Raw genomic sequence first — 12,722 nt, 5'->3', positions numbered from 1 at the left:
GGTGCCGTGCGCCCATCATAGGAATGCGGATCCTGTCGTGTGATGACCCAGGGGTGGTGAATCAGAGAGAGGTTCCGTTTCCCTGCGGCTTTCGCCCCGGTTGAGGTGGGATCGGCGGCCGCGCGCTCACCCCGCGGACACCGTGACCACACCCTCGTCGCACACGCCCTAAGTCTTCTCGGGCGCCCGGGGCGGACTCACCGTCGTCCGCGGTGGGCGGCGCTGGGACGAGGTGCGCACGATCAGTTCGGTCGGTATCACCTGTTCGACCGGGTGGTCGGATTCCACGCCCTCGATCGCGTCGATGAGGAGCTGGACGACCGCCGTCCCGATGCGGCGCGGTTTCAGGGAGAGCGTGGTGATCGGCGGATCGGTGCCGGCGTAGACGGTGGACTCGCTGCAGCACACCAGGAGCAGGTCCTCGGGGACGCGCAGCCCGTAGCGGCGGGCGGCAGCCAGCAGGTCGGTGCCGTTGGGGTCGAAGAGGCCGTAGACGGCGTCCGGGCGGTCGGGGCGGGCCAGCAGCCGGTCGGCGGCGACGGCGCCCGCGCACGGGTCGTGGGCGGGGTAGGCCTCGTAGACCGGGTCCTGGCCGACGCGTTCGCACCAGCGCAGGTACGCGCTGGTCGACAGGTGGGTGTACGTGTCGGTGGAGGTGCCCGTGAGCAGGCCGATGCGGCGGGCGCCGGCGTCGGCGAGATGGTCGAGGAGGTCCAGGACGGCGGCCTCGTGGTCGTTGTCCACCCAGGCGGTGACCGGGAGCGTGCCGGCCGGGCGGCCGTCGGAGACGACGGGTAAGCCCTGTTTGACGAGTTCGCTGACCACGGGGTCCTGGTCGGAGGGGTCGATGACGACCGTGCCGTCCAGGGCCACGTTCGACCACACGTCGTGGCGCGAGGTCGCGGGCAGGATGACGAGCGCGTAGCCGCGGGCGAGGGCGGCCGAGGTGGCGGCGCGCGCCATCTCGGCGAAGTACGCGAACTCGGTGAAGGTGAAAGGTTCATCCCCGTACGTGGTCACGGTCAGGCCGATGAGGCCGGACCTGCCGGTGCGGAGGGTTCGGGCCGCGGCCGAGGGGCGGTAGCCCAGCCGGTCGGCGACTTCACGGACATGGCGTCGGGTGGCGTCGGGGAGCCTGCCCTTGCCGTTGAGGGCGTCGGAGACGGTCGTGATGGAGACTCCGGCGGCGGCGGCCACGTCCCTGATGCCCGCCCGGCCCGGCCGGCTGCCTCGGCGTGAGGTTTCCGCGCGGCTCACCTGGTGCTTCCCTGCTGCTGTCATGGCCAGCCGATAGTAGGGCTCATCGGGTGGGGTAGGGCGGACGCATATGCGCGCGTTGACAGGCACGTTTCTGCAGGGTCGCCAGGGGTCAATGGCCTTTGAAATGAAGGTAGTTGAGAGTCCGTGCACCGGGACGTGTGGTGCGCGCGCGGATGCGCCTGTTGAGGCACCGATGTCTCGAAGAGGTCTCAACTCACCTGCACGAGGGATGCGCGCCACGGCGCGAACCACCGGCGCGTAGATATATGTGAAGCGCGCCCCCGATTCGTACACCTTCGTACGTAGATGCGACTGCCGAGGGGCTGCCGACCAGGGATCGCGCTCGCCGGCCGGCGGACGCGGGTCGGGCACCAGGGCTCCTGCACCTGTTCGCAAGCGGCTCAATCCTCATAAGGTGAGCAGTATTGAAGCCGGTGGTGGTCACGAGGAGGACTGCGGTGAGCGAGACGAGCCCCAAGCTGCGCGCCGAGCTGGAGGGTATCCCCACCTACAAGCCGGGCAAGCCGGCCGCGCCCGGCGGTCCCGTGGCCTACAAGCTGTCCTCCAACGAGAACCCCTACCCGCCGCTGCCCGGTGTGCTGGAGAGCGTCTCGGCCGCCGTCGCGTCCTTCAACCGCTACCCGGACATGGCCTGCACGGGGCTGGTGAACGAGATCGCCGAGCGTTTCGGCGTGCCCGCCTCGCACGTCGCCACCGGCACCGGATCGGTGGGCGTCGCCCAGCAGCTGGTGCAGTCGACCGCAGGCCCCGGCGACGAGGTCATCTACGCCTGGCGTTCCTTCGAGGCGTACCCGATCATCACGCGGATCAGTGGCGCGACCCCGGTGCAGGTGCCGCTCACGCAGGGCGATGTGCACGACCTGGACGCCATGGCGGACGCGATCACCGAGCGGACCCGGCTGATCTTCGTCTGCAACCCCAACAACCCCACCGGAACCGTCGTGAAGCGGGCCGAGCTGGAACGGTTCCTCGACCGGGTGCCGGCTGACGTGCTGGTCGTCCTGGACGAGGCCTACCGCGAGTTCATCCGCGACCCCGAGGTGCCGGACGGCTGCGAGCTGTACCGCGAGCGGCCGAACGTGTGCGTCCTGCGGACGTTCTCCAAGGCGTACGGGCTCGCCGGTCTGCGGGTGGGCTTCGCGATCGCCCATGAGCCGGTGGCGGCGGCGCTGCGCAAGACGGCGGTGCCGTTCGGAGTGAGCCAGCTCGCCCAGGAAGCCGCGATCGCGTCGCTGCGGGCTGAGGACGAGCTGTTCGGGAGGGTCGGCTCGCTGGTGTGCGAGCGCATCCGGGTGGTGGAGGGGCTGCGTGCGCAGGGCTGGACGGTGCCGGAGACGCAGGCGAACTTCGTGTGGCTGCGGCTGGGTGATCGCACCGTCGACTTCGCAGCGGCGTGCGAGCAGGCCGGCGTCGTGATCCGGCCGTTCCCGGGCGAGGGCGTGCGGGTGACGATCGGGGAGACCGAGGCGAACGACATCTTCCTCAAGGTCGCGGAGGGCATCCGCAAGGAGATGTAGGCACGGCCGCGAGCGGGTCGGCCACCGTCGGGGCGCCTTGGTTTCACGTGGAACCGAGGCGCCCCTTCGCATGCCGCGGAGGAGCGCCCCCTGGGTGTGGGCAAGCGTCCTCGCGCGCCTAGATAGTCCGTTGTGGCTGGTCAGAGGCCTGAAGCGGCGTTTGGGGACCCCGCCGTACGGGTGTCGAACGGGTATGCGTCATAATTGCTTGTGAATGTGAACGCTTTCACAAGCGTGGAGTTAGGAGCGGTGACGTGGACCTGGCGTTGGCGCCGGAGACCCTGGCGCGCTGGCAGTTCGGCATCACGACCGTCTACCACTTTCTGTTCGTACCCCTGACGATCTCGCTGGCCGCGCTCACAGCCGGCCTGCAGACCGCCTGGGTGCGCACGGAGAAGGAGAAGTACCTCAAGGCGACGAAGTTCTGGGGCAAGCTCTTCCTGATCAACATCGCGATGGGTGTCGTCACCGGCATCGTGCAGGAGTTCCAGTTCGGCATGAACTGGTCCGACTACTCGCGGTTCGTCGGCGACGTCTTCGGCGCCCCGCTCGCCTTCGAGGCGCTCATCGCCTTCTTCTTCGAGTCGACCTTCATCGGCCTGTGGATCTTCGGCTGGGACAAGCTGCCCAAGAAGATTCACCTGGCCTGCATCTGGATGGTCTCGATCGGCACCGTCCTGTCGGCCTACTTCATCCTCGCGGCCAACTCCTGGATGCAGCACCCGGTCGGCTACCGGATCAACGGGGCGAAGGGCCGGGCCGAGCTCACCGACTTCTGGCTCGTGCTGACCCAGAACACCGCGCTCGCCCAGGCCTTCCACACCCTCTCGGCGGCCTTCCTCACCGGCGGCGCGTTCATGGTGGGCATCTCCGCCTTCCATCTGCTGCGCAAGAAGCACATCCGGGAGATGAAGACCTCGCTGCGGCTCGGCCTGGTCACCGTGGCCGTCGGCGGCCTGCTCACCGCGGTCAGCGGCGATGTGCTCGGCAAGATCATGTTCGAGCAGCAGCCGATGAAGATGGCCGCGGCCGAGGCCCTGTGGGACGGCGAGGCGCCCGCGCCGTTCTCCGTCTTCGCCTACGGCGACGTCGACAAGGGCCACAACAAGGTCGCCGTCGAGATCCCCGGTCTGCTGTCCTTCCTCGCCAACGACGACTTCAGCTCGTACGTGCCGGGCATCAACGACGTCAACAAGGCCGAGCAGGAGAAGTTCGGCCCCGGCGACTACCGGCCCAACATCCCGGTCGCCTACTGGGGCTTCCGCTGGATGATCGGTTTCGGCATGACGTCCTTCGCCATCGGCGCGGCCGGGCTGTGGCTGACCCGCAAGAAGTTCATGCTGCCGCAGCACCTGCGGGTCGGCGACGACGAGGTGCCGCACGTGGTGCTCTTCCGGAACGAGGCGCTCAGCCCCAAGCTCACCAAGCTGTACTGGCTCGCGGCGATCTGGACCCTGGGCTTCCCTCTGATCGCCAACTCGTGGGGCTGGATCTTCACCGAGATGGGCCGCCAGCCGTGGGTCGTCTACGGCGTCCTGCGCACCCGGGACGCGGTCTCCCCCGGTGTGTCCCAGGGCGAGGTCCTCACCTCGATGATCGTCTTCACCGCTCTGTACGCGATCCTCGCCGTGGTCGAGGTCAAGTTGCTGGTGAAGTACGTGAAGGCCGGTCCGCCCGAGCTCACCGAGGCCGACCTCAATCCGCCCACGAAGATCGGCGGCGACTCCCCTGACGCCGACAAGCCGATGGCCTTCTCGTACTAGGCCGAGGGAGCTGCACAGTCATGGAACTGCACGACGTCTGGTTCGTCCTGATCGCCGTCCTGTGGATCGGCTACTTCTTCCTGGAGGGCTTCGACTTCGGGGTCGGCGTCCTCACCAAGCTGCTCGCCCGCAACCGGCCCGAGAAGCGGGTGCTCATCAACACCATCGGGCCGGTCTGGGACGGCAACGAGGTGTGGCTGCTCTCAGCGGGCGGCGCGACCTTCGCCGCCTTCCCGGAGTGGTACGCCACGCTCTTCTCCGGGTTCTATCTGCCGCTGCTGCTCATCCTGGTCTGTCTGATCGTCCGGGGCGTCGCCTTCGAGTACCGGGCCAAGCGGCCCGAGGAGAACTGGCAGCGCAACTGGGAGAACGCGATCTTCTGGACCTCGCTGCTGCCCGCGTTCCTGTGGGGTGTGGCCTTCGGCAACATCGTCCACGGCGTGAAGCTCGACCGGAACTTCGAGTACGTCGGCAGCCTGTGGGAACTGCTCAACCCGTACGCGCTGCTCGGCGGTCTGGTGACCCTGACCCTGTTCACCTTCCACGGAGCGGTCTTCACGGCGCTCAAGACCGTCGGCGAGATCCGGGAACGGGCCCGCAAGCTGGCCTCCAAGGTCGGTCTGGCGACCGCCGTCCTCGCGCTGCTCTTCCTGCTGTGGACGCAGATCGACAGCGGTGACGCCAAGAGCCTGGTGGCGATGGGCGTGGCGGTGACCGCTCTGGTCGCGGCGCTCGTGGCGAACCAGGCAGGGCGCGAAGGGTGGTCGTTCGCACTGTCCGGAGTCACCATCGTGGCTGCCGTGGCCATGCTGTTCCTGACGCTCTTCCCGAACGTCATGCCGTCCACCCTCAACGAGGAATGGAGCCTCACGGTGACCAACGCCTCGTCCAGCCCGTACACGCTGAAGATCATGACCTGGTGCGCGGTCATCGCCACACCGATCGTGATGCTCTACCAGGGGTGGACGTACTGGGTGTTCCGCAAGCGGATCGGTACGCAGCACATCGCCGAGTCGGTGCACTGAGTCCGAGTCGGGGCGTGTTTCACGTGGAACACGCCCCTTGAGAAGAGGGTGTGTTTCACGTGAAACCGATCGACCCGCGCCTGCTCCGCTACGCCCGCGCCACCCGCCTCTTCCTTGTGGCGGTCGTCGCACTGGGCGTCGTCGGAGCGGTGCTGGTCATCGCTCAGGCGATGCTCATCGCCGAGGTGGTGGTCGGCGTGTTCCAGCACGGATCGTCGATCACCGAACTCCGTACTCCTCTGGTGTCGTTGGCAGCCGTGGCGGTCGGCCGGGCACTGGTTGCCTGGCTCACCGAACTCTCGGCGCACCGCGCGAGCGCCGCCGTGAAGTCGGAGCTGCGGGACCGTCTGTTGGAGCGGGCGACCCTGCTCGGCCCCGGCTGGCTCAGCGGGCAGCGCACCGGCTCGCTCGTCGCCCTCGCCACGCGAGGGGTGGACGCCCTCGACGACTACTTCTCGCGCTACCTGCCGCAGTTGGGCCTCGCGATCGTCGTGCCGGTGGCGGTACTGGCGCGGATCGTCACCGAAGACTGGGTGTCCGCCGCGATCATCGTGGGCACGCTGCCGCTGATCCCGGTGTTCATGGTGCTGATCGGCTGGGCGACACAGGCGCGGATGGACCGTCAGTGGCGGCTTCTGTCCCGGCTGTCCGGGCACTTCCTGGACGTCGTCGCGGGACTTCCCACGCTGAAGGTGTTCGGTCGGGCCAAGGCCCAGGCCGAGTCGATCCGGCGCATCACCGGCGAGTACCGGCGAGCCACTCTGCGGACGCTGCGGATCGCCTTCATCTCGTCGTTCGCCCTGGAGTTGCTGTCGACGCTGTCGGTGGCCCTGGTCGCCGTGACCATCGGCATGCGGCTCGTCCACGGCGAGATGGACCTTTACATCGGCCTGGTCATCCTGGTGCTCGCGCCGGAGGCCTATCTGCCGTTGCGGCAGGTGGGAGCGCAGTACCACGCTGCCGCCGAGGGACTCGCGGCCGCCGATGAGATCTTCGAGGTGTTGGAGACCCCGCTCCCGGCGTCGGGCACGAGCGCGGCGCCGGCGGGTGCCATCGCCTTCGACGCCGTGACGGTCCGCTATCCCGGACGGTCCGTCGCTGCGGTGTCCGGGGTGTCCTTCACCGCCGGTCCCGGCGAGACGGTCGCCCTCGTCGGCGCGAGCGGCACGGGCAAGTCGACCCTGCTGCACGCGCTGCTGGGCTTCGTCCGGCCCACGGAAGGGCGGATCCGGGTCGGGGGAACCGACCTCGCGGACATCGACCTGGAGCAGTGGCGGTCCCGGATCGCCTGGGTGCCGCAGCACCCGCACCTGCACGCCGGGACGATCGCCGAGAACGTACGGCTGGCGCGCCCCGACGCCGACGACGCGGCCGTGCGCCGGGCGCTGGCCGACGCGGGGGCCTTGGAGTTCGTGGACGCGCTGCCCGAGGGGGAGCGGACGGTGCTCGGCGAGGCGGGCTCCGGACTCTCCGCCGGACAGCGCCAGCGGCTCGCGCTGGCCCGGGCGTTCCTCGCCGACCGGCCCGTCCTGCTGCTCGACGAGCCGACGGCCGCGCTCGACGGGCAGACCGAGGCGGAGATCGTGACGGCCGTGCGGCGGCTGGCGGCCGGGCGGACGGTGCTGCTCGTCGTGCACCGGCCGGCGCTCTTGGCGGTGGCGGACCGGGTGGTGCGCCTGGACGCCGTGGAGCCGGCCACGGGGCCGGTACGGACCGCGGCGGTCCGCCGGGTGGACGACCTGCCCGAAGGCCGCGACGCGGAGATGCGGCCCACCGGGGCGGCCGAGCCCGACGACCGGCTCCCCTCGGGCGGGGGCGCGGTCCTCACCCGGGTCCGGGCCATGGCGGGCGCACGTCGCGGCCGGCTGGCCCTCGCGCTGCTGCTCGGCAGTCTCGCTCTCGGCAGCGCGGTCGGACTCATGGCCACCTCCGGGTGGCTCATCTCGCGGGCCTCACAGCAGCCGCCGGTGCTGTACCTGATGGTCGCGGTCACGGCGACGCGGGCCTTCGGCATCGGGCGGGCGGTGTTCCGGTACGCGGAGCGGCTCGTCTCGCACGACGCCGTGCTCCGGATGCTCGCCGACACCCGGGTCGCGGTGTACCGGCGGCTGGAGCGGCTGGCGCCCGCGGGGCTGCATGCCACGCGCCGGGGGGACCTGCTGTCCCGGCTCGTCGCCGATGTGGACGCGCTGCAGGACTACTGGCTGCGCTGGCTCCTGCCCGCCGGCGCGGCCGCCGTCGTCTCGGCCGGGTCCGTCGCCTTCACGGCGTGGCTGCTGCCCGAGGCCGGCGCCGTCCTCGCGGCGGGTCTGCTCGCTGCCGGGGTGGCCGTCCCGCTGGTCACCGCGGCCGTGGCGCGGCGAGCCGAGCGCCGGCTCGCCCCGGCCCGCGGCGAGCTCTCCACCCGAGCGGCCGACCTCCTCACCGGCACCGCCGAACTGGCCGTCGCCGGCGCCCTGCCGGCCCGGACGGCCGAGGTGCGCGCGGCGGACTCGGTGCTCACGCGGATCGCCTCACGCGCCGCCACCGCCACGGCCCTCGGGGCCGGACTGACCGCGCTGGTGTCGGGACTGACCGTCGCCGCCTCCGCGCTCGTCGGTGCGCAGGCCGTGGGCGCGGGGCGGCTGAGCGGCGTGGCCATGGCCGTCGTCGTCCTCACCCCGCTGGCCGCCTTCGAGGCCGTCCTCGGGCTGCCGACCGCCGTCCAGTACCGCCAGCGGGCGCTCAGGAGCGCGGAGCGGGTCTTCGAGGTGCTGGACTCCCCCGAACCCGTGCGGGAACCGGAGCGGCCCAGGCAGGCGCCCGCGTCGCCGTTCCCGCTCGTCGTCCAGGGGCTGCACGCCCGGCACGCCGGGCAGGACCGGGACGCCCTCGCCGGGGTCGACCTGACCCTGGACCAAGGACGCCGGATCGCCGTCGTGGGCGCCTCCGGTTCCGGCAAGACGACGCTCGCCCAGGTGCTGCTGCGGTTCCTCGACGCGGACAAGGGCGTATACACGCTCGGCGGCGTCGACGCCTGCGCCCTGGACGGCGACGACGTACGGCGGCTCGTCGGGCTGTGCGCGCAGGACGCGCATCTCTTCGACAGCTCGGTCCGCGAGAACCTGTTGCTGGCGAGGAAGGACGCGACCGAGGACCGGCTGCGGGACGCGCTGGGGCGGGCCCGGCTGCTGGAGTGGACCGACAGCCTGCCCGACGGCCTCGACACCCTCGTCGGCGAGCACGGGGCCAAGCTCTCCGGCGGGCAGCGGCAGCGGCTCGCGCTCGCCCGCGCTCTCCTCGCCGACTTCCCCGTGCTGGTGCTCGACGAGCCCGCGGAACACCTCGACCTGGCCACCGCGGACGCCCTCACCGCGGACCTGCTGGCCGCCACCGAGGGGCGGACGACGCTGCTCATCACGCACCGGCTGGCCGGACTGGACGCCGTGGACGAGGTGATCGTCCTGGACGAGGGGCGCGTGGTGCAGCGAGGCGCGTACGCGGAGCTGGCCGCCGAGGTGGGGCCGCTGCGCACGATGATCGAGCGGGAGACGGCGGCGCAGACGCCGGTGGGCGTGCGCTAGCGGGCTCGCTCACGACGCGGCTGGGCGGTTTCGATCGCTGACATGCGCTCATCTCGCTGCCGCCTGCTGATCGTCACGGTTCTGCTGAGTGTGCCCGCGGAGGACGCGGCCGTGGCCGGCCAGATGTACGAGGCCGGGCGGGTGGAGGCGGAGGCCCGGCGGGCGGAGGTGGAGCGGCTGGAGGCGCTGATCACCGGCCGGCGTCAGGAGGTCGCCGCGCTGCGGGAGGAACGCGGCCGGATCGCGCGCGCCCAGTACCGCACCGGCGCCGAACTGTCGGCCGCGGCGCACGTCCTCCAGGCCGGCGACCCCGACACGGCGTCTCGCAGACAGCACACCTTTGCGCAGATGAGCCTGGACGTCGTCAAGGCCGTCGGGGAGAGCCGGCCGGCGGAGGCGCGGCTCGCGGCCGACGAGGCGAAGGCGGCCGCCGACTGGCGGGCGATGGAGCAGCGCAAGCTCGAACTCGCCTCCCTCGAGGCGGACATCGGGCAGAAACTGGAACAGGCGCGCGGGCAGTTGCAGGGGGAGGCCGACGCCTCGGTCGCCGCCGGTTCGTGCCGCGGCGCCGTGCGGCTGGACCAGGAACCGGCGTCCTACTCCGGCGCCTGGGTCACACCCGTCGAGGGGGTACACCCTGCCGGCGGGCTTCGGCAGCGCGGGCGAGCACTGGGCGAACCGGAACACCGGGCAGGACTTCGCGGTGCCCATCGGGACGCCGGTGCGGGCGGTGGGCGCGGGACGGGTGGTGGGGGGTGTCCTGCGGAGGCGCGTTCGGCATCGAGATCGTGCTGGAGCACGACGACGGCTACTACACCCAGTACGCCCATCTCACGGCCGTCACCGTGGACCAGGGGGAGAGCGTGAGCCCGGGCAGCTGATCGGCCAGTCCGGCACCGGCGGCAACTCCACAGGGCCGCATCTGCAGTTCGAGGCACGGGTCACCCCGGAGGCGGCGGGGCTCCGCGGTGGACCCCGTGCCCTGGCCGGTGTCAGACAGGCCCTAGGCGACTACCGGTCGCGGCCCTCGGCGCGGAGTCGCTCGGCGAGCAGTTCCTCGATGATCACGGCGACGCCGTCGTCGTTGTTGGCGACGGTCTGTCCGGAGGCCGCCGCGACCACGTCCGGGTGGGCGTTGCCCATCGCGTACGACCGGCCGGCCCAGGTGAGCATCTCGACGTCGTTGGGCATGTCCCCGAAGGCGACGACCTCCTCGTGGGAGATGCCGCGTTCCGCGCAGCACAGGGCGAGCGTGCTGGCCTTGGAGACGTCGGGGCCGCTGATCTCCAACAGGGCGCTGGGGCTGGAGCGGGTGACGTTGGCGCGGTCGCCGATGGCCAGCCGGGCCACGGTGAGGAACGCGTCCGGGTCGAGCGTGGGGTGGAACGCGAGGATCTTCAGCACGGGCTCTTCGGCGCCCGGAGCGTCCGGCGCGAGCAGCCGCTCGGCGGGAGCCAGGGCGTCGGGAACCTCCATGTGCATCTTGGGGTACTCAGGCTCCTGGTAGAAGCCGTACGTCTGCTCGACCGCGTACATGGTCCCCGGCGCCGCCTCGCGCAGCAGCCGTACGGCGTCCAGAGCGTTCTCCCGGGCCAGCTCGCGCACCTTCACGAACCGGTGGGCGCCCGGGCCGCCGTGCAGGTCGACCACGGCTGCGCCGTTGCCGCAGATCGCCAGGCCGTGCCCGTGGACGTGGTCGCTGACGACGTCCATCCAGCGGGCCGGGCGGCCGGTGACGAAGAAGACCTCGATGCCGGCCTCCTCGGCGGCGGCGAGGGCCGCGACCGTCCGTGGCGAGACCGACTTGTCGTCGCGCAGGAGAGTGCCGTCCAAGTCGGTGGCGATCAGCCGTGGCGGGGTGGCGGCGGCCGGGGTCTCGGGCTGTCGAGTCGCTGAGGTCACCGCGCCATTCTCGCGCATATGCCTGCACGGCCGTGCGAGGGTACGCACGGATGAGGCCGGCGCGGGGGCCGTCGAGGGTCAGCGCAGCTGCGCCGGGGCCTCCATGGCGATCTGCTCGAAGACCTTCTGGTCGGCGGCGAAGTCGGAGTCCGGGATGGGCCAGTGCAGAACAAGCTCCGTGAAGCCGAGCTCCTTGTAGCGCCCCGCGAAGTCGACGAACGCGTCCAGGGACTCCAGCGGGCGGGCGCGGTCGGGGGTGAAGCCGGTGAGCAGGATCTTGTCGAGCGAGTTCACATCGCGCCCGAGAGCCACACAAGCGTCCGTCAGCTTCTCGATCTGGCCGTGGACGGCCTGGACGGACTGCTCGGACGTGCCGTTCTCGAACAGCCGGGGGTCGCCGGTGGTCACCCAGGCCTGCCCGTGCCGGGCGGCCAGCTTCAGCCCGCGCGGCCCGGTCGCGGCGACGGCGAACGGCAGTCGGGGCCGCTGGACGCAGCCGGGGATGTTGCGGGCCTCGTGCGCCGAGTAGAAGTCGCCCTCGAAGGACACGGAGTCCTCGGTGAGCAGCCGGTCGAGAAGGGGCACGAACTCGGCGAAGCGGTCGGCCCGCTCACGCGGCGTCCAGGGTTCCTGGCCGAGGGCGGTGGCGTCGAAGCCGGTGCCGCCCGCTCCGATGCCGAGGGTGACACGGCCGTCGGAGATGTCGTCCAAGGAGATCAGTTCCTTGGCGAGGGTCACGGGGTGCCGGAAGTTCGGCGAGGTGACCAGCGTGCCGAGGCGGATCCGGTCCGTGACGGACGCGGCGGCGGTCAGCGTCGGGATCGCGCCGAACCAGGGACCGTCGCGGAAGGCGCGCCAGGACAGGTGGTCGTAGGTGTACGCGGTGTGGAAGCCGAGTTGTTCGGCGCGCATCCACGCCGAACGGCTGCCGTCCTGCCAGCGGCGGTACGGGAGGATCACAGTGCTCAGGCGCAGACTCATGGCAGCGAGCCTATGCGGACGTCCTGTTTCACGTGAAACAGTCGCCCTGTGTGTGTCTCACCACAGGGTGCGGCGTCAGCGGGGCTCGGGGAACCGCAGATACCGCGGCGGGACTGCCCTCGTCAGCCACACCCCGTTCGCGCTGACGTGGAAGATGTGGCCGTCGCGGTGCATGGCCCCCGCGTCCACGGAGAGGACCACCGGGCGGCCGCGGCGGGCGCCGACCCGGGTCGCCGTCTCCCGGTCGGCCGAGAGGTGCACGTCGTGCCGGTTCATGGGCAGCAGCCCCTCGGTGCGGATCGCGTCCAGAGAGCGGGCGACCGTGCCGTGGTACAGGTACGGCGGCGGGGTTGCCGGGGGCAGGCCGAGGTCGACCTCGATGCTGTGTCCCTGACTGGCGCGGATGCGGGTGCCCTCGATCGCGAAGCGCTTCTTGTCGTTGGCGGCCACGACGTGGTCCAGCTCGTCCCGGGTGAATCGGAACCCGTGGGCCGCGGCCGCCTCGATCAGCGTCTCGATCTCGACCCAGCCCCCTTCGTCGAGGGTCAGGCCGATCCGTCCGGGCTGGTGCCGCAGGTGTTTCGAGAGGTACTTCGACACCTTCACGGTGCGTCTTTCGTCCATTCGTCCAGCATGACGCGTGAGACGTGGATCACGCATTTCGTTTTGCGCCCGGATGTTTGGTCCACA

Annotated in this window: 8 protein-coding genes and 1 pseudogene; 5 read left to right on the top strand and 4 right to left on the bottom strand. The window is 71.0% G+C overall.

Translation table 11 applies throughout. The annotated features are described in order from the left end of the window. Positions 1 to 168: 168 nt before the first annotated feature. The gene (locus ACFYXA_RS25000) at positions 169 to 1,281 is read right to left on the bottom strand and encodes a LacI family DNA-binding transcriptional regulator (RefSeq protein WP_130439237.1); all 1,113 of its coding nucleotides are present in this window, start codon (positions 1,279 to 1,281) and stop codon (positions 169 to 171) included. Between the two features lie 437 nt (positions 1,282 to 1,718). On the opposite strand from ACFYXA_RS25000, the gene hisC reads away from it, so the two are divergent. The 5 genes and pseudogenes from hisC to ACFYXA_RS24975 form a co-directional block, all read left to right on the top strand. Further along, positions 1,719 to 2,798: a histidinol-phosphate transaminase gene (gene hisC / locus ACFYXA_RS24995; RefSeq protein ID WP_389036500.1), complete on the top strand. Its 1,080-nt coding sequence runs from the start codon at positions 1,719 to 1,721 to the stop codon at positions 2,796 to 2,798. Between the two features lie 254 nt (positions 2,799 to 3,052). After that, complete coding sequence (locus tag ACFYXA_RS24990) at positions 3,053 to 4,561, top strand: cytochrome ubiquinol oxidase subunit I (protein ID WP_352251159.1); 1,509 nt, start codon at positions 3,053 to 3,055, stop codon at positions 4,559 to 4,561. 20 nt (positions 4,562 to 4,581) lie between these two features. Then, on the top strand, positions 4,582 to 5,586 hold the full coding sequence (gene cydB / locus ACFYXA_RS24985; RefSeq protein ID WP_352251157.1) for a cytochrome d ubiquinol oxidase subunit II: 1,005 nt from the start codon (positions 4,582 to 4,584) through the stop codon (positions 5,584 to 5,586). Between the two features lie 59 nt (positions 5,587 to 5,645). Then, on the top strand, positions 5,646 to 9,149 hold the full coding sequence (gene cydD / locus ACFYXA_RS24980) for a thiol reductant ABC exporter subunit CydD (protein WP_389036495.1): 3,504 nt from the start codon (positions 5,646 to 5,648) through the stop codon (positions 9,147 to 9,149). 703 nt (positions 9,150 to 9,852) lie between these two features. Then, a pseudogene (locus ACFYXA_RS24975) lies at positions 9,853 to 10,035 on the top strand (hypothetical protein); the annotation flags it as partial. Between the two features lie 125 nt (positions 10,036 to 10,160). On the opposite strand, the gene ACFYXA_RS24970 reads toward ACFYXA_RS24975, so the two are convergent. From ACFYXA_RS24970 to ACFYXA_RS24960, 3 genes are all read right to left on the bottom strand, one after another. Then, a complete protein-coding gene (locus ACFYXA_RS24970) occupies positions 10,161 to 11,069 on the bottom strand; it encodes an HAD hydrolase family protein (RefSeq protein WP_389036492.1) in 909 nt (302 codons plus the stop codon). A 60-nt stretch (positions 11,070 to 11,129) separates the two neighbouring features. Further along, positions 11,130 to 12,032, bottom strand: a complete 903-nt coding sequence (locus tag ACFYXA_RS24965) for an LLM class flavin-dependent oxidoreductase (protein WP_351094274.1) — start codon at positions 12,030 to 12,032, stop codon at positions 11,130 to 11,132. A gap of 75 nt (positions 12,033 to 12,107) precedes the next feature. Beyond that, positions 12,108 to 12,656, bottom strand: a complete 549-nt coding sequence (locus ACFYXA_RS24960; RefSeq protein WP_389036487.1) for an RNA 2'-phosphotransferase — start codon at positions 12,654 to 12,656, stop codon at positions 12,108 to 12,110. Between the last annotated feature and the right edge of the window lie 66 nt (positions 12,657 to 12,722).

The sequence above is a fragment of the Streptomyces sp. NPDC002566 genome, assembly GCF_042889585.1.
GTDB lineage: Bacteria > Actinomycetota > Actinomycetes > Streptomycetales > Streptomycetaceae > Streptomyces.
Note: the sequence above shows the minus strand (reverse complement) of the source record. Positions and strands in the feature narration are given on the sequence as shown.

Excerpts from the sequence above, each read along its gene's own strand:
- ACFYXA_RS25000 (WP_130439237.1), bottom strand. The coding sequence starts at position 1,281 with ATGACAGCAGCAGGGAAGCACCAGGTGAGCCGCGCGGAAACCTCACGC.
- cydB (WP_352251157.1), top strand. The coding sequence starts at position 4,582 with ATGGAACTGCACGACGTCTGGTTCGTCCTGATCGCCGTCCTGTGGATC.
- ACFYXA_RS24970 (WP_389036492.1), bottom strand. The coding sequence starts at position 11,069 with ATGCGCGAGAATGGCGCGGTGACCTCAGCGACTCGACAGCCCGAGACC.
- ACFYXA_RS24965 (WP_351094274.1), bottom strand. The coding sequence starts at position 12,032 with ATGAGTCTGCGCCTGAGCACTGTGATCCTCCCGTACCGCCGCTGGCAG.
- ACFYXA_RS24960 (WP_389036487.1), bottom strand. The coding sequence starts at position 12,656 with ATGGACGAAAGACGCACCGTGAAGGTGTCGAAGTACCTCTCGAAACAC.